A 20,557-nucleotide genomic window follows, 5' to 3' on the forward strand; every position below is an offset into this window, starting at 1 on the left:
TCGGGCCAGTAGAAACACCTATAATTTCAACAGTACCGCCGGGTAAATTTGTAAATTTCGCTCCGGCATAGTTGGATTCTGAGAAATCGCATAACTGCACAGTTTTCTGAATCCCGCCATACTCATCCCCGTCTTTTGAATCCGCAACTGTTGCGAATACATACTCCTCACCATCCCTTGGCGTACCTGCGGAATGAGATATCCTTAACCCAACTTCCTGCCCAACTGTAGTATAATCTGTATCAGGTATTAAATATACCGCCTGTACACCTGAGGACGAACCCTTAACTTTCCAACGGTTTAACGTAGCATCGTAGGTTACTATCCATATTTCAGATTTAGTACTTGTACTCAACGTTATTGATGTAATCCTTGACCCGCCGTTGGCATCCACGCGCTTGCCCGGTGTATCGTAAGTATTTATAGTAGTATCCCACCCGTGGTAGAACCTACTATATGTTTGGTTATTATTATTCCATTTAATACTTGGCATATGCCATAGATGCGAACTTTGAGGATACGTAAAATTACCCCATATACGCGTAAGGCCTGCTGTACCTTCATGTTTCTGACTGATCACCCATGAATCCGGATGAGTAAACTCCTGTTTTTGCGGTGTATTAGTAAACTCAGTTGCACTGTTTAACAAACAGTTCTTTAACCATATTTGCGAAATATATCCCTGGTTTGATTCGCCTTCAAGATAAATATCTCCCAACCAGTTATTAGAATACGTTTCTTCTACAAGTAAAGTATCCACGCTACTATGTGAAGCGAACCCCGCACCGGACGGATTCAACGCGTCAATATACGCATTATTTGTGCTATAGTTTGTAATAAATTTATTATTATTGGCATTATACCTTATGCGGAAACCGCCGTTACGGTTATTGTAACAATGATTTTGTGTAAGATAGTTATTCTCAGAATTATACTCTAAAGCAATTCCGTGCACCGGGTTGTTATAACAATAATTATTCACAAGAACATTTTTATCCGAATTATACAGGTATAACCCTTCTTCGCCGGTTGCTGCAGCTTGATGATGGATATAATTGTTCTCAAACAAGTTTTTGTCACAACCATAAACAAACACTCCTTGTACACGGTTGTTATATATATCACAATTTTTCAAAGTATTCATCTGAGAACTCTCAAGATATGCACCGATACCAATTGTCCGTGTTTCCAACCGTAACAACTGCCCGTTATCTATTGTGCTGGATATAATACAGTTATAAACTTCATTTCTTGAAACATTGTTGTACCATATACCATACGACGAGTTGTTATGTATTACACTGCTTGAAATACCATAAGTAAACTGGCTTGCAGTTGGGAGATTATACCATCCTACACGAGTAGCCCCTTGCATTGCTATAGTATCAAGCTTAATACCGGTACAGCCAAACCATATGTTTGAATTATAAACAAAATAATCAGCGTCATCTTTAATTGTAACACCGTACATTTCACTCGAAGTTTCTGTATCATCAGACCTTGGCAACCGGCCCATGCCATAAACTTCAGTATTAAACAACTCAATCCCCGCACGGTCACCCTGAACAAAAACATAACCTCCGGTCGACTGATTCGCCATAAGTTTTATATTACGCCGTATTGTTGATGCATCCGGCTTTACTGCGCTTCCTGAAGGATTCGTGCCGATAAAATACATACGCCCGCCGTTATTGCATTTCATCCTGTCAACCACCACCACCATACTACTAGTTAACACGTCATTCTGAAAATGAGTATCCCCTCCGTCGGCTACATCAAGATTCTCAATATTTAGAGTAACAGCACTGTTTTCCCCATAAATCCTGGAATACAACTCCGCACCGTTTGCTAACGATACCTTACCGTAAGCACCGGTACCGGTAGCGGATATATTTACATTCATTCCAGAACTCACCATAACGTTATAACCATTATTCGATCCAACAGTAATATTTCTTGTAGTAACATTCACAGTCCCGTTAGTACTACCTAAAACAGAAAAAGCACATCCCTTATTGTCGGTAAAGACAATATCTCTTGCGCTGACACTAATATCCGAATTATTACCTAACAAATTAATCGTTACCCCCGCACTATCGTCAGCTAGAAGAATATCTCTGACGCTTACATTAAAATCATTAGCTATCAAAGTGCTGGTAACTATATAAAACCTTGAATTTGTTTCCATTGTAATATCTTCAGATAAAGACAACGCTGCAGTGTTAGATGTAATTGTAGAGAACATAACAACAGCGCCGGACTTCAACGTCATACCTTTAGCGGAACAAGTACTTACTGTATCTATGATTAACGTAAAATTATCACCAACCTCAACATTCTCATTGGATGACGGCACTTGAGGAGGGTCCCATGTTGACGCATTATTCCACTGACCGGAAGAAGAACCTGTAACTGTTCTTATTATTGACGCTTCAGTACGAATATTCAATAGAACATCTGCGGTAAACATACTGCCCACATTGTTAGAATTATCATACGGAGTACATTCTATACGGTAAGTACCATTTACGGTCTGTTCCGTGAAAGCATAGGTAAATGTTACAGTATTTCCACCGGATTGCGGTGAATACGAAGTTACTCCTGAAATGGTTATAGAAGACCAGTAATTTGACCAAGCTGTACCGCTATATTGTTCAAAATACGGGCCCATATAAAAAAATTTAAATGTGCAAGAAGATAAATTCACTCCGCTACCACCCGTGTCATTGACAACCAAAATCATATTTGAAAATGCCGATGCTAAAGTTGAGTTATTCTCAGGCGAGACCGAAGTTACGGATGGTACATTTAAGTCCAAAGACCTAAATGCAATAGTTTTTGTCTGATTAAGTGTCACATACCCTGTTGGTGGATTAACCGTAATACTCACATTCTTATCTTCGGCAGTCAAACTGTAAACATACGCATAGGCAACACCTGAGTTATTAGTGGTTTGTGTCGATGTAACAATATCGGTAGCCCGTAACGGAGAAACTGTAACGCTAAACGTTTTGTTTGGCACTACATTGAGATATGCATCATATAAAGTAGCTGTAACTGTTACCGTACTACCGGTCGCAGCAACAGAAGTAGAGATCTGTACCGTTGAAGAACTAGTACTAACTGTACCCGGAGAATAGGTAATTGTTGCAGAAGAAACTAATACAAGGTTGGTATCACTGATTAGAGCGGTAATAGTTTTATCTTCAGCCTTAGTGGAATAGAGTGAAGCATACACTTTCCCTTCAGCATTACTCGTATCTATCGGCTGTGTCAACGAATTAATAGATCCTGTAGCTGATAACGCAACAGTCTTACCTTGAACAGGGTTACTATTGGTATCCTTCACAGTTACTACAATACTCACAGTAGAACCGGCCACAAAACTAGATCCGCCGTCTACTGAAACTATAGAATTAGTATTACTTACGGGATTCGATATTGTCCATGATTGTGACGCACTGGAATAACCGGTTGAAGATACCGTTATAGTCGGACTTCCCGGCGAATTATCGCAATACTTAAATTCCGCACGGCCAGTAGTCATCAAAATCTGTGGTAATACTACGTTAGCGGTTGAATTTACCAATGTATAATTAGACGAAGTAGTATTCAAATTAATCACACCGTTAAAATCAGTATCTTTATTACTACCAGAATCCTGTGCTTCCACATAAACTATCTGTGAAGTAGTCCCGGCTTCCAAGTTTTGTTCATCAGAAGTAAACGCAAGTTTTGTTGCTACGATATTATCCACCCAGAACGATGCTGTTGCCGCAGCAGTACCCGTAGCATCTTCATCCGTAGGTGTTATCCTGATAATTGTAGACGTATTCCTGCTTGGCAGATCCGTACTGCTGTCCCAGATAAATGTATGTGCAGTACCGGGGCTAACCGATGCCTCTAAACTTGTAGTTAGTTCCGAACCGATGAACCGTGTTGCCGGTGTCCATGTGGTACCATCGCGGTACTCAACTGTTATTGAACAATAATTATACGGTGCAGGTTTGTTATCATCATCTATAAGTTTATAACTGATTGTAACCAATCCGGATTGTTCTGTACTGGGAGAGGTTATAGTAATCCTCGGAGCTGTACCGTTTACGGTAAAAGCTTTTGTAGAAGTAGCAACCCCTGTCGCTTCGTTTGTACTTATAACATTATTATAAACACTGGTAAGAGTGTAAGTATACGTTGAATACGTCACGCTATTCGGGTTACTCGCGAAGAATCTGTACTTAACCTTACCTCCGCTTGTGCCAAGAGACGGGTAAGCAATGTTTGAGACAATCTTATTATAAATCTCACCATTTGAATATATACCATCATTCCCAACCCCTGACTTCAGAGCCATCCCAAACTGTTCTGTAGTTGCAAACGTTAAATTATCGTCGAGATCAATCCACACCTGTACAGTTGTGGGAGGGTTATTGTTAAGATCTGTATATTTCACCTGTAACTCAACACTACCCAATGTGTTTATAGTATCAGCTTCAACACCGTCAGCAGTAAATCCTGTCTGCCCGCTGAATACTAAAGTTGGATCCCATGTCACCGTACTGTTTGATGCGACATCCTGCAAAAACGGACGTGTATAGTCTCTGAAGTATAATGTAGAATTTGTTGCACGAACATTCACCCCGCCGGTAACGCTTGTGGTATCAATATAAACATTATCAAAGGTATGTGTTATACCGTTAGCTGCGATATATGTCGCCGTGGTTCCGGGTTCAAGCGCAGTAATCCATATAGTAGCAGTATTTATTAACGGCGCGGAATTCAATCTCAAACCATTATTATTAACATAAGTAAATGTAGTAAACTGAATTTTATTGATCGTACCACCCAAAGCTAATCCGTAATAGAAACTATTATCCGCATTATCTTCAGACAATTTTCTGGTAATAACCGTAGGGTAACTGCTTGTCCCTGCGATTTCCATTGTACTTCCGGTACCATTAGTAAAATTCGCGCCTATATATTCCTGTTCAGAAAAATCTGAAAACTTAACCTGTTTCTGAACATTAGTATCTGTTGAGCCAGCTACTGTAACAAAAACATAATCTTCGCAGGGATTCGGCCCATCACCCTGGTGTGTGATACGCATCCTGATTTCTCCCTGGTCACTTGTATAATCCGTATCCGGTATAAGCCAATTCGTTTGATATCCCGAAACCGTACCTCTTACCTGCCAGCGGTTAAGAGAAGAATCGTAAGTCAACAACCAGACTTCACTTTTTGTTGTCGTACTTGTATTTATAGAACTTAGCACATGCCCGCCAGATGCATCATACCGCCTTGCGTTTGTACTGTAGGGATCATCAAACGCATTATTCCAGCCATACGCATATTTGTCATATGTATTATCCGTATAATTCCATTTAAGTACCGGCGTATGCCATGCATGACGTTCCTGTGGTAATGCAAAATTACCCCAGATATTTGTTAATCCCGGTGTATTATCATGTTTTTGGCTTATCACCCAGCTTTCAGCATGAGTAAACTCCTGTTTTTCAAGCGTATTTGCGAACTCAGTAGTGCTCTGGAGTAAACATCCTTTCATCCAAATCTGTGATTTATACCCCTGATTAATTTCGCCTTCAAGATAAATATCACCCCATAAATGCCCTGAATATGTTTCCTGAACACATAACGTTTCTGACGATTTATGGGAAGTAAACCCCGTCCGCCCATTATTTGTGGAATAGTTTACTATGAACATATTATCGTTAGCTTCGTACCGCACACGCATACCGCCGTTTATGTTGTTGAAACTATGATTTTGTGAGAGATAATTGTTATCCGAATCATACTCTAACGCGATTCCGTGTACAGGGTTGTTGTAACAATAATTCTTTATGATAACATTCTTATCCGCACTATAAAGATACACTCCTTCTTCCCCGGAACTACTCGACTGGTCGTGTATAGTATTTGAATCCAATAAGTTTTTATCGGAGTACATCATAACCACGCCATGAATCTTATTCCCATAGATATCGCATCTGCTGATAGTGTTCATATCAGAATTGTTCAGATACACACCATCGCCAATATTACCTCCCGAATTTGTTGAGATATAACAATGATAGATTTCACTTTTATTAGTCCCACTCAAAACAACGCCGGCAAAGGAATTGCCATACATAACACAGCTAGAAATACCCTGGTCATACCACTGGTGGTTAAGCTCAGAACAGTTTTTCAGATAAAATCCAACATACCCGTTTTTAGCTACGCAGTTATAGACATTGAATGCTTCACCTGAAGTGGTGCCTGTGACTTCTTCAACTAAAATACCGTAATTATCAGTGGTATCATACCCAAAACCTGTAAATACAGCATTTTTTAATTCAGTATTTGACCCGTCCAACATCCGCATATATGACCATGATGTCCCAGAAAAAGTTACACTTCTGCGTACAGAATCAAGGTCCGGTTTATTCGTATTCCCTGTAGCAGGATCTGCACCCCAGATATCCAGTGTCCCATAGTTTTTAATCCACCCCCCAGACACGTTTACTGTCATGGTGCTGGACAAGACATCATTTTTAAAATACGTATTACCCGTATTTTGCAGATAACTAAAATTCAATGTTATTTTAGAATTCCCGTTATATATATGCGTATCAAAAGTAGCATTTTTCGGTACAGTGATCTGATACCCCGATGCGTTAATGGTAATATCAACATCAGAATTCTTTGCATATAATTTAAAATCATTACCTACATCGTCATACATCTGTATGTCCTGGCAAGTAAGATTAATAGTTGACGCTTTACTTGCGTCTATGATAAAATCAGCATTTGAATTTTCATTCCATACAATATCCCCAAGAATACTAATGTTATAAATTGCGCCAGCATGAGTTATACTTGCGCAAAACAGATCATAATTAGAACTCAACCCAAGGCCTGCGCAAGAAAGCTTGAAAATATTATTTGTAGCTAGCGTATTCATCAGTATCTGCGATTGAGCATTCATCGTTATCGCACCATTTACAGTCAAGGTGCTACCATTAACACCATCCGGCCGGAAAATAATTTTTGCTCCTGATTGCAAGCTTATAGATTCACATTTACATTCTGTAAACGAGTCAATGTACAACGTAAACCCTGAACCAACCTCAACGCTATTCGCTGCAGTTGGAACTACTCCGTTTTCCCATGCAAGGCCTCCGCTATCATTCCAATTTGCAGAAGTTGTATTTGTTGAAGTTCGGATGGAAAAAGCATTTGTTACAAAAAACAGGCACAAAAATATTGGAAAAACAACACAACTGCGAAGAACGCTTTTCTTAATGATTGAACACATACTATCGCGCATATTGTCTCCTAAACATTAATATTAATATATATATTTATTTAAGATACAATATAATCGCCGATTGTGTCAAGTTTTTTGTTTGAATAATAACACAAAATACGCTGCCGCAACAATAAACGGGCCAAAGGGTATTGGCTCGTCCTTATCCAACCGCTTAAATATAATCATTGAAATCCCCACTGCAGCACCCATACATGACGCAATGAAAAGAGTAACAAGGCTTGAATATATACCGATAAACCCCGCAATTGCAGCCATAAGTTTGACATCTCCACCGCCCATAGACTCCTTCTTCAACAATAACTCGCCAAGTACCGCGATTAAGTACATCCCACCGCCTACCGAAAATATGGAGAGGACTGCATATATAATTGAATACCAAATTGTATTACCTGTACTCATATCAAATATCTGTGACACAATAAACTGCACATCATTCAAAATAAAAGGATTGAACACAGCTAGGATTAATGATATGACAATTAAACTCAAACTCAGTACATCCGGAATTATCTTATGATAAAAATCAATACCGCCAATAATGATAAAGAAAACGGTTAACAAAGACGAAAACACCAGTTCAGTGCTCACACCAAATTTTTTGTATAAAAGAAACAGTGCCAGGCAGGTCAATAACTCGACGACAAAATACTGTACAGATATTTTTTCATTGCAATCCGCACATTTGCCCTTTAATAAAATATAACTCAATAACGGGATATTATGATACCACCGTATATTTTTCCCGCAGTTCGGGCACTTTGATCCCGGGAAAATGACTGATTCCTCACGAGGTATGCGCCAGATACAAACATTAGTAAAACTTCCCAGTATCAATCCTATTAAAATTACGTATACATCCAACATATATTTTTTCACCAAGCAGAAACAGACGCTTTTTTAGTATCTGTATGGCTGCACGCTACAATCACCAGTCCATCATCCCCTCCACCGCCATTACCACCGTACACCCATCCTGACGAATCGTCATTAAACTCAATAATATTATTTTCAATAAGATCATATTGAACATCTGTCTTATCCTTATGATTATACGCTCCGATACGCATTGTTGGAAGGATATCCAAATAATCCGGTATTATTGCGTTCAAAGTTTCCGGATGCAGCATTTCATTATTTACATAATACAGCCTCATTGAACTTCTAAGGATACCGAGATTACCTTTTGTAGACGCCTCTTTTGCTCGACGGATGGTATCACTTAACTGCGGAGTTATTATTGTCATTACTATAGCTAATAATGCCAAAACCAGCATTAGTTCAATCAACGAAAATCCTTGAGTATAGAAACATTTTTTGTTCATTGCTTATGATTATATAACAAAAAAGAAACCCTAGCAACTATTAATTGCCAGGGTTTCCTTTTTTCTAAGTTCTTACTCTTACCAGCTGCTAATCTGCCGGTTCTTCGTATCAGTATGCGTGCAGCACACCGCTACCTTCCCGTCATCACCACGATTGTTTACGCCGCGACTTCCATACACATATGCTGCAGGATAATCGCTTGCTAAATCGATGTCATCATCATCAGTAGCATCAGCGACAACCGAATTTGCATCAGCATGGCTGAATGCACCAATCTTAACCATCGGAATATCGTCTAGATACTTATGATCCGGAGTAGCATCTAATACCGCCTCAGATGTTGCTGTAGTGTCGACTAAGTTATAGAGATATGCCGGATTCATACCTTCATTCTCGCCATAATAAATCTGGATGGCTGAACGGATAGATCCGAGATTCCCTTTTGTCGCACCTTCTTTTGAATTACGAATAAGATCAGCGAACTTCGGTACCGCTACTGCAGCAAGAATACCGATGATAGCAACAACTATCATGAGTTCGATAAGAGTGAACCCTTTTGATTTTTTAAACATTAAATACTCACCTCCTCCAAGTTATAGACATCTGCTGGCATCCAGCAGTCATAAATACTTTAGCACAAAATGACTGTATTGTCAACTAAAAAATAAATATTTATTCAGCACTGCTAACAATACTGCTCATGGATAACATCGGCATCAGCATTGCCACAACTATAGCACCCAGTGTTATACCAAGGAAGACCATTATCATAGGTTCCAGCATTCCCATCATAGCACTGACGGCAACATCCACTTCCTGATCATAAAAGTCCGCAATCTTGTTTAACATAGTATCCAGGTTACCTGTTTCTTCCCCTACAGAAATCATCTGGATAACCATAGGCGGAAATATACCGGATGCCTTGAGAGGGTCAGCTATTTTAGTCCCTTCACGCACAGAATCACGGATTTTTAGTACAGCATTCTCAATAATTTTATTTCCGGCAGTATTAGCCACGGTTTCCATTGCCTGCATAATAGGTACGCCTGATTTTAACAAAGTACCCATTGTACGGCAAAACTTTGCAATCGCAGTTTTTCTCTGGACATCACCGATTACCGGCATCTTTAATAATATATCATCAATAACCAAAGTTCCCTGAGGCGTTTTGTACCAATTCTGCAGCCCAATAACTATCGCTGCAGGTACACCTATTATTACCAACACATTTTTTTGCATAAAATCAGATGTTGCCAACAGAAAACTGGTCATAAAAGGCAATTCCGCGCCAAAACTGTCAAATATACCTTTGAATGTAGGCATAACTCCTACCATAAGAAAAATAACAATAACAAACGCAATCACAACGATAACGGCTGGATACGTCATCGCGCCTTTAATTCTTCCACTCAACGCTTCCGCTGCTTCAAGATAGGCAGACAACCTGTCCAGTATAGCATCTAGTACACCGCCAATCTCCCCAGCATTAATCATTGATACATACAAATTTGTGAATGTTTCCGGATGCCGTCTCATTGCTTCAGAAATAGAAATCCCGCTCTCAATATCATCCCTTACCGTACAAATAACTTTCCTAAAAGTAGCGTTTTCTAATTGTTCACCCAAAATTGTCAACCCTTGAACTAACGGCACCCCTGCGGATACCATAGTTGACAATTGCCGTGAAAACAATACCATGTCTTTAGTAGTAACTTTCTCACGGAAAGGATTATTTTTTTGTATAAACGTTGCAATAGCATTTTCTTCAATCTGCTTAATTTCTGTGACAATAAGTTTTTGTTTTTTAAGGTTCTCTACGGCAATACGCTGTTCCGCAGCTTCGATAACACTTGTTACAATATTACCATTAACCGCCCGTGCTTTATAATTAAATTTCGGCATAAATTACCTCGACCCTGTGGTAGCGTTACTACGTTCACACAAACGTTTAAGATCTTCCTGGTCAGGACTATGCGCCAATGCTTCCTGATACGACAACTTTTTATTTGTATACAAATCATACAATGACTGGTTCATCGTTTGCATCCCGAACTTTCCTCCGGTCTGCATTGCTGTACTTATCTGCTCGATCTTTGCTTCACGGATAAGATTCCGTATTGCCGGGGTTACTACCAATATCTCCATCCCTAAAACTCTTCCCTTCCCCGACACATGAGGAAGCAGTATCTGTGAGACAATACCCATGAGAACAAAAGACAACTGTGCGCGTACCTGGCTTTGCTGATGCGGCGAAAACACGTCAATCACGCGGTTAATCGACTGTGCAGCATCGTTTGTGTGTAAAGTCGCAAAAACCAGGTGTCCTGTCTCCGCAATAGTTAATGCCGCTTCTATAGTCTCGAGGTCACGCATTTCACCGATTAATACAATATCAGGATCCTGACGGAGAACGTACTTCAACGCCGTTGGAAATGAGGTCGTATCAGTCCCTACCTCGCGTTGGGTTACAACACAACTCTTATGCGAATGCAGGTACTCAATAGGATCTTCAATTGTAATAATATGCCCGCGCCGTTTTTGGTTAAGATAATCAATCATTGACGCTAAAGTTGTAGACTTCCCTGACCCTGTTGCACCGGTAACTAATACCAATCCTTTTTGCCAACCCATCATCTCAAATATCACGGGAGGCAAGCCTAGCTCTTCGAACGAATATATTTTTGGAGGAATTGACCGTAACGCAGCACCAACTGTCCCTCTCTGCCGGAAAACGTTCATACGTATACGCCCGACACCTTTTATTCCAAACGATAGATCCAGTTCATTATTGCTCTCAAACTTTTCTTTCTGTGAATCAGTAAGCAATGAATATATTAACCTTTGCGATACCTCAGGTGTCAGCACTTCAAACTGTGTCGGAACAACTTCTCCGTCAACTCTTAACATTGGGGGTACACCAGGTGCAAGATGCAGATCCGATGCCCGTTTTTCCATCATCAATTCAAGAAGGTCTCTCATGTTAAGTATTGTCATAAACTTTTACCCTTTTTATTCCTGATTACTTTCCATCTTCCAACATCTCACTTATTTTAATTATAACATTTTATATGCATTTTATATGCTTTTATAAACCAACAATAATAAACATCATATCGTATCCCCTGCAGTTACCCTTAACATTTCTTCAATCGTAGTATTTCCCGCCAACACTTTCCGCATAGCAGCATCTCTCAGGCTCATCATCCCCTGTTGCCGCGCAACCTGTCTCAACGTGATAGCTGATGCGCGTTCCATTATAGAACTCCTAAACGCTTCATTCAATTCCAGCACCTCATGTATCCCCATCCTCCCGCGGTAACCGGTTCCTGAACAACGTTCGCACCCGCGCCCGCGATGCAGTGTAACATTACTCAACCCGTGTACCTGTTCCGGTTTAACACCCAGAGATGACATAAAATCAAACGGCACTTCATAACTTTCTTTACAATCTTTGCAGATAACACGCATCAACCTCTGCGCAACAACCATCGTGATTGTGGAAGCCGTAAGAAAAGGTTCAACTCCCATATTATTCAACCTGGTAATTGACCCTGGTGCATCGTTTGTATGCAAGGTAGAAAATACTAAATGGCCTGTAAGCGCGGCATTAATCGCAATTTCCGCGGTCTCCTTATCCCTGATTTCTCCGACCATTATAATATCCGGATCCTGCCTCAAAAATGAACGTAATCCCGCAGAGAAGGTTAGCCCGATATCAGCCTTAACCGATACCTGATTTATCCCTTCCAACACATATTCAACCGGATCTTCGATTGTAACAATATTTCTATCCGGAAAATTCAGGGTGGATAACGTAGAATATAGAGTAGTAGACTTGCCAGATCCTGTCGGGCCGGTAATCAATATTATTCCATACGGCAACTCAATATTTTTTTGGTAAATAGCCAAAGTCTCCGGTTCAAAACCCAGTTTTGTAGGATCAACACACAACGAACTTGAGTCAAGTATACGCATAACAATTTTCTCACCGAACGCTGTGGGTAAAATAGAAATCCTGAGGTCAATTTCGCGGTTAAGTGTTTTAATCTTCATCCTACCATCCTGAGGCAGCCTGTGTTCCGCGATATCGAGTTGTGTCATAATCTTTATACGCGAGATAATCGCATTTTGAAACTTCTTCGGCGGGGCAGGCTGTTCATGAAGCACACCGTCAATGCGGTAGCGCACACGTAAACTTTTTTCATAGGGTTCTATATGAATATCACTCGTCCTTGACTTCAACGCGCCGTTGATCAGAAGATTAACAAACTTAACAGCCGGCGCGTCTTCGCCAGTTGCTTCTAATGAGATAATATCTTTCCCGGAATCAGCTTCCTGCACAACCTCGAGGTCACTTGTTCCACCGGTGTCTTCTATGTTTTTAATAATCTCTTCAATTGACCCTTTTGGCCCATAAAACTTTTCAATCGCATCCTTAATTTCCTGTTCTGACGAGATAACAATATTGATTTCACAACCTGTCATGAGTTTGAGGTCATCCACAGCAAATACATTTAACGGATTAGCCATGGCTATTGTTAAAGTATTATCTTCTTTGTTTATGGGAATCAGCACCTGATGCCTTGCCGCGCTTTCCGGTACTGTTTTCACCACTGTTTCGTCAATTTCACCGTATTCCATTAAAGAAATGTATGGTACACCGCATTGTCTCCCTAAGAACGCGATAAGCACAGTTTCATCAATAGCACTCATCTGCAGAAGAATCTGCCCGAGCCGGCCATTAGTTTTAGTTTGTATTTCCAACGCCTCGCGCAACTGTTCCGCGGTGATAAGTCCGGCTTCAACAAGCATATCACCGAGCTTACGTTTCTCCAGTGCTGAAAATAAAGAACTTGATGCTACCATTAAAAATTTATCCGTTCTTATACTTTTTTTTGATTAACGCATACGCGCTTGCCGGAATTAATCCCTTAGGTTCACCCCCAAGACGTATAATTTCTTTTACTATACTTGAAGACAAGTAAGTATACGCTTCAGCAGGCATTAAAAATACAGTCTCAATATCTTTCCATAATTTGCGGTTCATCAACGCCATTTGGAACTCAAACTCAAAATCACTGATCGCGCGTAATCCACGGATAATTATCCTTGATTTCTTTAGTTTCATATAATTCACAAGTAATCCGCTGAAATGTTCAACCTCAACCCCCTGTATCTTTGATACACATCTTTTCATTAATCCAACACGTTCCTCAACGGATAGCACAGGTTTTTTATTGGGATTATCAACAATTGCAACAATAACTTTATCAAACATTTTACTTGCACGAAGAATTATATCCAGATGCCCGGCAGTGAGTGGGTCAAAAGATCCCGGGTATACAGCAACCTTACTTTTTTTCATAAACTTCTCCTTAAACATACCTACTAACCAAAAAAATTAAAGAAGTATTAATTATATAATAACAACTACCCGATAATCAACTTTATAGAAGTGATAACTAAAAAGATATATACAAGGTAAGTGAACACTTTTTGAGGTAAGTACTTATTCGCCCACCACCCGGCAATAACCCCCAGCGGTACTATAGGGAAAAGAATTAATGACTGCATGAACACCTGCCAGTTAAGGATTCCGGATACAATGTAAGGCGGTACTTTCATAAGATTACCAATCGTAAAATATATTGCGCTTGTTCCGACAAATATTTGTTTATCCATCTTCTGTGCGATAAGATATATCGCAACTATCGGCCCGGCAGCATGCGAAATCGCGGAAGTAAACCCCGCAATTGTCCCGATAACAAGCCCGTGCCAAAACTTTGGGACATAAACACGTTTTGGGAACCACACCTGCCGTACCACTAGTAATAAAGTGAAAATGATAGTAGTTAAACCAATACATTTCTTCAACAATACATCATCCACACCGCGGATAAAAAACATTCCCACAATAATACCGGGTAACGCTCCAACCAGCACCGGAATAATAACTTTGGGATTCCATTTTTTCCAATAAAACGCTATTGTCAATAAATCAGCAAATGATAATAACGGTAAGATTATCCCCAACGCCTTTTGTGCCGGCATTGTTGTTGTGATCAATGGCGTGGTGAGAACACCTAAACCAGTAGCAAAACCGGCTTTTGACAACCCAATGAGAAACACCCCAAGTATAACTAAAAAGTTAAGCACAAGAAATCCTTACTAAAAACATTCTACATACTTTCATTATTTGTAATTATATATAAATTTGTTATTGAAGAAACAGAAATCCGTCCTCCATACTATAAGATGACGGACGGATCTCTGCTAAAAAATATGGTTTAAACACCCAATTTTATTTTTTCTCAGCAACAGGCGCAACGGCCGGTGCCGTCGCTGTTGTTGTACTGGCTGCTGGAGTAACTGCGTCAGTGACTACTGGCGCAGGTGCTTCCTGAGGTTTACTACACCCATACATCCCTGCGAATAATGCAAGTACTGCGATCAATGCAATTTTTTTCATAACTATGTTAAACACCTCCTTCCTAATTCTTATATTTTACTGTTGTGTTGTTTCACAACTATATTATTATTTGTTACTTCAAAACAACCTTGATTTAACAATTAATATACCATATTTTGTTGAGTTCGTAACAAAATAGTATGTATTAGATATTCTTCACTTATCCCACTTTCACCAGTGCCGCACGTTTTTTTCCGTATCGTTCATATACAACTTGCCGCAGAATAGCAAAACCTTCATCTTTCAGTTCAGGATCAACGTTAACAACTTCTACTGCAGCGATGCGGGATAGTTTAAGAATGTCCTGGTCAGCTATAATATCGCCAATACGGAACATTGCTTCACCATGTTGTGAAGTCCCCAAAAACTCACCGGGCCCGCGGAGGACAAGATCTTCTTCTGCTATACGAAAACCATCATTAGTTTCCGTCATCACCTGTAACCTACGCTGCGCAAGTTCATTCCCCGGCTGGCCAACAAGTATGCAATACGACTGTTTATCCCCGCGGCCTACACGCCCGCGTAACTGATGTAACGTCGCAAGCCCGTAACGGTCCGCATGCTCAACTACCATTACTGTTGCATTTTTAACATCAATCCCAACTTCAATAACTGTTGTCGCAACAAGGACATCTATTTCACCGTCACGAAACTTGTTCATTACACGATCCTTCTCCCGGCCGGATAATTGTCCGTGTATAACACCTACCCTGTAATTTTTGAAAACCGTTGAACTTAACCGTTCAGTTTCTTCAACTGCAGCTTTTAACGCTATCTTATCCGACTCCTCTACCAGCGGATATACAATATACGCTTGTGCACCGCGGCTTATCTCGCCCTTCACAAAATCATACGCATCATTCTCCGGTAAATGCATCGTCACAATCGGCACCCGCCCGGCGGGTAATTCATCAATCACTGTTACATCAAGATCACCGTATAATGTCAATGCCAGTGTCCTGGGTATCGGTGTTGCGGTTAATACCAGTACATCAACATCCTTACCCTTTGCCCTGAGTTTAGCGCGCTGTATAACCCCGAACCTGTGTTGTTCATCTATCACAACAAAACGAAGATTAGCGAACTCAACATTACCTTCCACCAATGCATGCGTACCTATAACAAATGCCAGTTCTCCGGTTTTTAATTTACTTAAAACTTTCTCTTTCTCAGATTTTAGTATTTTGCTGGTTAATAACCCAAACTTCACCTCAGGTACGGGGCTAAGGAATTCTTTGAAAGTTGAATAATGCTGTTCCGCCAAGATCTCTGTTGGAGCCATAAACGCAGCCTGGTACCCGTTCTCCGCAGCAAGTAACATAGCCGATAGCGCTACTACCGTTTTCCCGGACCCCACATCCCCCTGAATTAACCTATTCATCGGATACTGTGATTGAATATCAGAAAATATTTGGTTAATCACTCTTACCTGCGCAGCGGTAAACTCAAACTTTAACCCTTGCTTAAACGGTGTAAGGTACTTGCGGGTAATTACATACTTCTGTGGTTTAACAGTCTTCTTAATTTTTTGGCGTTCAAGTTCTAATGCCAGCTGGTACCCAAAATATTCTTCAAATACCAATGTGCGATACGCTTTATCCCTGATTTCCTGGTTTACAGGGAAATGAATATTTTTTATTGCTACTCCGCGGTTTAGCAACCCGTACTTTTCACGGAATGATAACGGTAACAGTTCAGGGATTTCCCCTGCGTATTTCATAACTACGCTACACACCGTTTCACGGAGGAAGCGTTCAGTCAACCCTTCGGTTAAATTATAAACCGGTACAAGATTACCGAGATGTAATGACATAGAGATATCCTCAACCCCGGCTTCGTACTCCTCCGCATAAATTTCTTTTACCAACTGCAGGGTACGCTGTACTGTCCCATACACAAAAACTTTTTTCCCGACAACAATATCTTCAGTCTGCCTGGCAAACGCGTTATACCTCCCGTGTACATACTTAAACCACACAGCCTCCGCTAGGCCACTCCCGTCGTCAACCATGATTTTGTATAACTGCATCCTGCTATGTGTACGAATAAGTTTTTTTGATTTCACCACTCCGCATAGGGTTACCTTAACCCCTTCCTGATTTATATTGGATATAGAGGTAACAGTTCCGCGGGACTCCCATCTACACGGATAATAATGCAGCAGGTCAGAGATGGTATGTATACCAAGCCTGGCAAATTTCTCCGCACGCCTCGGGCCTATACCTTTAAGATATTTAACTTCTTTATTAAGGTCAGGATTTTGTACTTGCATTATTTCTCAAATTATTGTTTAATAAATGACTTAATTAAAACTAGCATTGATGTGTTAAGGAGGAAGAACAGTATATGTCGTATCGTTGCGTAGTATGTGATAAAGGGCCATCAGCCGGGAAAAGTGTAAGCCATTCCCATAGAGCGACAAACCGTATATTTAAACCGAACTTACAGAAGATAAAAGTTTTATGGAATAACAAAAAACAACGAGTGTACGTATGTACCGCCTGTATCAGCGCAGGTAAAGTAAAAAAAACTGTCTGACAATAAAACTTTAGCAATTGTTTTTTCATTCCCTAACCTGCAAATTATAATATTTGTTGTACAACTTACTACGTTGCAGTAATTCTTCATGTTTTCCGCTGTCTGCGATACGCCCTTCATCCACAACAACAATTATATCCGCGCGTTTGATTGTAGCTAACCTGTGTGCGATAACTAATGTCGTACGGTCAATCATCAACCGTTCAAGCGCTTCCTGTACCAACTTCTCATTTTCAGCATCCAACGCGCTGGTTGCTTCATCAAGAATCAGGATTGCCGGGTTTTTGAGGACTGCCCGCGCAATTGCAATCCTTTGTTTTTCACCACCCGAAACAAGTACTCCACGTTCACCAACAACTGTATCATACTTTTGTGGAAGTTTTTGTATGAACTCATCAGCGTTCGCGACCTTTGCTGCAGCAATGATTTCATCCATCCCGCTACCGGGACAGCCATACGCGATATTATTCCGCACTGTTTCATTGAATAACACCACATCCTGGGTAACAACACCTATCTGATCACGTAATGACGCCAGGGTTACCATACAGATATTCTTCCCGTCAATCTCCACACTGCCTACCTGAGGATCATAAAAACGAGGTAACAGATACGCAACCGTAGTTTTCCCGGCACCTGACGGCCCAACTAAAGCAACCACCTGCCCTTTTTTTATTGTGAGATTAACTTCACGGATAACATAAGAATCATCACCGTACGAGAATGAAACATTCTTGTATACAATACTTTCCTTCAACCGTTCTAATTTAGACGGAGCTGATACTTCAATCACGGACGGTTGGGAGTCAAGTACTTCAAATATACGTTCCCCTGCGCTTAATGCCTGTTGCGTATACGTATTAAGTTCCGCAAAGTTTTTTAATGGCCGGTATGCGGACAGCGCTGCGCCAAGAAACGCAAAAAATGATCCTGTCGTCCATACACCATTGATTACATCACTTCCGCCATACCATAGAATAAATGCAATCGCCAACCCTCCGATAAGTTCCATCACGGGGCTAGATAATGCTTCCATCCGAAGTAATCTCATTATCGCGTGGTAGAACCCTATATTCTCTACCTTAAACCGTTCAATCTCGCGTTGTTCCTGACAGAACGCTTTTGTAACAACGATTCCGTACATCGCCTCCTGTAACCGCGTATATAATGCCGCCATCCGGCTCTGTCCTTCCTTACTCGCAGAACGCATCTTCTTCGCAAATACCACCATCGGATATCCCGCAAGTATAAAGGCTGTCATACTAACCAGCGCAAATTGCCAGTGTAAGTAGAACAAAAACGCTATCAAAAAGAAAACGGTTAACCCATCCCGTACAAACGTCCCTGGAACACGCTGATACGCTATCTGAATAACATTAACATCATTTGTGAGGTTAGCAATAATATTCCCTGTTGATTTACGGGTATAAAAATCCAGGGATAACCTCTGTAGATGCGTAAACAAACCGTCACGGATATCCGCAGTAGCCTTCTGCGCAATTGAGAATATAAGATATGCCTGTATGTACGCAAACACGCCTTTTATAAAAAAAAACAAAGGTATTGCGATTGCTGTTATTACCAACATCCTATAATTCTTTGCAACCAACACGTTGTCAATTACTTCTTTAAGTATCCACATTGTCAACGCATTTAAACCGCCAAGGATTGCCATATAAAACAATGACTGCACTAATTTCCAGGAATACGGTTTTACATACTCCGTCAGCCTCATGAATATTGAAAAATCATTCTTACTGTTTTTTTTCATTACCGTATCACATCCATAATTTCCTGTGCCACACGTTTCGCAACACCCGGCACACCGAGCTTACTGCGTAACTTCGACAACGCTTCCCCTAACCGTTTACGATACTGCAAATTCTGCAGCCAGTTTAGCGTAATGTTCGCTATTGGTTCAGGTATCGCCTTATTCTGTATAAACTCCGGCATAAACTTAGTACCGGCAATAATATTTGCTAACCCTATATGCTCAACCTGCACTACCATCCGCGCAACTATATAAAACAGCCAGTTTGTTTTATAAACAATTACCGTTGGTAAGCCAAGTAACGCGTTCTCCATAGTTACTGTACCGGAACACGCGATTGCCGCGCTCATACGCCTGCGGTATGCATAATCCTCATCCTTCACAATTTCAATCTTTACCTTAGATTTACACACAAGCTTATTTAAGTAATCATCGGGCACATCCACTGCCTGTACTATCTGAAACTCAACATTACTTACACTCTCCTGTATTAATTCTGCAACTTTAAGTAATAACGGTACATGTTTAGCTATAACATTCTTTCTGCTACCCGGAAACAAACCGCAGATAAGTTCCTTACTCTCACCCCGTGCTTCCCAATCAATTACCTGATCAGAATTGATATTATCAAGTAACGGATGCCCGACAAATACGGTATTCATGCCGGCAGACTGATAAATTATTTCTTCAAACGGTAAAATGGTAAGCATTTTATTCACGCATTTAGAAAGACGGGCAACCCTGCCCTTCCGTGAAGCCCATACCTGCGGGCTAATATAATACACTACCGGCACACCCTGGCGTTTAGACTCTTCACACACGTGAATGTTAAACCCATAAAAATCTATCGGCACAACAACACTAACAGTTTTTTTGTTTAGATACGGCACTACTACTGACCGAAATATCGAGTTGAACTTATTAAAATTACCGATTGCGTCATGCAAACCAAACGCTGACATCCCAACGAGGTCATACAAAAACTCGTCGGCATACTTCGCCATACGTTTACCGCCAAGACAAACCACGCGTGTCCCTGGAAAGTTTTTTTTAATGCTGAGTATAAGATTTGCCCCATGTACATCCGCTGAAGGATCACCGGCTACCAAAAATATTTCGTTCATAA

At 40.6% G+C, this 20,557-nt stretch carries 14 protein-coding genes; 1 reads left to right on the forward strand and 13 read right to left on the reverse strand.

Annotated elements, in window-relative coordinates; translation table 11 throughout:
- The 11 genes from WC955_07820 to recG form a co-directional block, all read right to left on the reverse strand.
- Positions 1-7,327, reverse strand: a 7,327-nt coding sequence (locus WC955_07820; protein MFA5858959.1) for a right-handed parallel beta-helix repeat-containing protein, incomplete at its 3' end; no start/stop codon positions are given.
- Between the two features lie 66 nt (positions 7,328-7,393).
- Positions 7,394-8,194 (reverse strand): prepilin peptidase, encoded by an 801-nt coding sequence (locus tag WC955_07825; protein ID MFA5858960.1) that lies wholly within the window; start codon positions 8,192-8,194, stop codon positions 7,394-7,396.
- Between the two features lie 8 nt (positions 8,195-8,202).
- The gene (locus WC955_07830; GenBank protein ID MFA5858961.1) at positions 8,203-8,652 is read right to left on the reverse strand and encodes a type II secretion system protein; all 450 of its coding nucleotides are present in this window, start codon (positions 8,650-8,652) and stop codon (positions 8,203-8,205) included.
- Between the two features lie 78 nt (positions 8,653-8,730).
- Positions 8,731-9,225 carry a type II secretion system protein gene (locus WC955_07835; protein ID MFA5858962.1) on the reverse strand — a complete coding sequence of 165 codons (495 nt, stop codon included), beginning with the start codon at positions 9,223-9,225 and terminating at the stop codon, positions 8,731-8,733.
- 100 nt (positions 9,226-9,325) lie between these two features.
- Positions 9,326-10,555: a type II secretion system F family protein gene (locus WC955_07840; GenBank protein ID MFA5858963.1), complete on the reverse strand. Its 1,230-nt coding sequence runs from the start codon at positions 10,553-10,555 to the stop codon at positions 9,326-9,328.
- A gap of 3 nt (positions 10,556-10,558) precedes the next feature.
- Positions 10,559-11,641 (reverse strand): type IV pilus twitching motility protein PilT, encoded by a 1,083-nt coding sequence (locus tag WC955_07845; GenBank protein MFA5858964.1) that lies wholly within the window; start codon positions 11,639-11,641, stop codon positions 10,559-10,561.
- A gap of 120 nt (positions 11,642-11,761) precedes the next feature.
- On the reverse strand, positions 11,762-13,519 hold the full coding sequence (gene pilB, locus WC955_07850; protein ID MFA5858965.1) for a type IV-A pilus assembly ATPase PilB: 1,758 nt from the start codon (positions 13,517-13,519) through the stop codon (positions 11,762-11,764).
- Between the two features lie 7 nt (positions 13,520-13,526).
- The gene (gene coaD / locus WC955_07855; GenBank protein MFA5858966.1) at positions 13,527-14,018 is read right to left on the reverse strand and encodes a pantetheine-phosphate adenylyltransferase; all 492 of its coding nucleotides are present in this window, start codon (positions 14,016-14,018) and stop codon (positions 13,527-13,529) included.
- A 65-nt stretch (positions 14,019-14,083) separates the two neighbouring features.
- Positions 14,084-14,809, reverse strand: coding sequence for a sulfite exporter TauE/SafE family protein (locus WC955_07860; GenBank protein ID MFA5858967.1), 726 nt, complete (start codon positions 14,807-14,809; stop codon positions 14,084-14,086).
- A 145-nt stretch (positions 14,810-14,954) separates the two neighbouring features.
- On the reverse strand, positions 14,955-15,122 hold the full coding sequence (locus tag WC955_07865; protein MFA5858968.1) for a hypothetical protein: 168 nt from the start codon (positions 15,120-15,122) through the stop codon (positions 14,955-14,957).
- 160 nt (positions 15,123-15,282) lie between these two features.
- Positions 15,283-17,394, reverse strand: coding sequence for an ATP-dependent DNA helicase RecG (gene recG, locus WC955_07870; GenBank protein MFA5858969.1), 2,112 nt, complete (start codon positions 17,392-17,394; stop codon positions 15,283-15,285).
- A gap of 74 nt (positions 17,395-17,468) precedes the next feature.
- Here recG and rpmB point away from each other — a divergent pair, with 74 nt between their 5' ends.
- On the forward strand, positions 17,469-17,660 hold the full coding sequence (rpmB, locus tag WC955_07875) for a 50S ribosomal protein L28 (GenBank protein ID MFA5858970.1): 192 nt from the start codon (positions 17,469-17,471) through the stop codon (positions 17,658-17,660).
- A 25-nt stretch (positions 17,661-17,685) separates the two neighbouring features.
- Here rpmB and WC955_07880 read toward each other — a convergent pair whose 3' ends face one another.
- Positions 17,686-19,431: an ABC transporter ATP-binding protein gene (locus WC955_07880; protein ID MFA5858971.1), complete on the reverse strand. Its 1,746-nt coding sequence runs from the start codon at positions 19,429-19,431 to the stop codon at positions 17,686-17,688.
- Complete coding sequence (gene lpxB / locus WC955_07885) at positions 19,431-20,555, reverse strand: lipid-A-disaccharide synthase (protein ID MFA5858972.1); 1,125 nt, start codon at positions 20,553-20,555, stop codon at positions 19,431-19,433. The genes WC955_07880 and lpxB overlap by 1 nt, the downstream gene beginning before the upstream one ends.
- Between the last annotated feature and the right edge of the window lie 2 nt (positions 20,556-20,557).

The sequence above is a fragment of the Elusimicrobiota bacterium genome (genome assembly GCA_041658405.1).
Lineage (GTDB): Bacteria > Elusimicrobiota > UBA5214 > JBBAAG01 > JBBAAG01 > JBBAAG01.

What these genes read in the sequence shown, in the direction of transcription:
- WC955_07825 (MFA5858960.1), bottom strand. Translation starts at nt 8,194, where the DNA reads ATGTTGGATGTATACGTAATTTTAATAGGATTGATACTGGGAAGTTTT.
- WC955_07830 (MFA5858961.1), bottom strand. Translation starts at nt 8,652, where the DNA reads ATGAACAAAAAATGTTTCTATACTCAAGGATTTTCGTTGATTGAACTA.
- WC955_07835 (MFA5858962.1), bottom strand. Translation starts at nt 9,225, where the DNA reads ATGTTTAAAAAATCAAAAGGGTTCACTCTTATCGAACTCATGATAGTT.
- WC955_07840 (MFA5858963.1), bottom strand. Translation starts at nt 10,555, where the DNA reads ATGCCGAAATTTAATTATAAAGCACGGGCGGTTAATGGTAATATTGTA.
- pilB (MFA5858965.1), bottom strand. Translation starts at nt 13,519, where the DNA reads ATGGTAGCATCAAGTTCTTTATTTTCAGCACTGGAGAAACGTAAGCTC.
- coaD (MFA5858966.1), bottom strand. Translation starts at nt 14,018, where the DNA reads ATGAAAAAAAGTAAGGTTGCTGTATACCCGGGATCTTTTGACCCACTC.
- WC955_07865 (MFA5858968.1), bottom strand. Translation starts at nt 15,122, where the DNA reads ATGAAAAAAATTGCATTGATCGCAGTACTTGCATTATTCGCAGGGATG.
- recG (MFA5858969.1), bottom strand. Translation starts at nt 17,394, where the DNA reads ATGCAAGTACAAAATCCTGACCTTAATAAAGAAGTTAAATATCTTAAA.
- rpmB (MFA5858970.1), top strand. Translation starts at nt 17,469, where the DNA reads ATGTCGTATCGTTGCGTAGTATGTGATAAAGGGCCATCAGCCGGGAAA.
- WC955_07880 (MFA5858971.1), bottom strand. Translation starts at nt 19,431, where the DNA reads ATGAAAAAAAACAGTAAGAATGATTTTTCAATATTCATGAGGCTGACG.
- lpxB (MFA5858972.1), bottom strand. Translation starts at nt 20,555, where the DNA reads ATGAACGAAATATTTTTGGTAGCCGGTGATCCTTCAGCGGATGTACAT.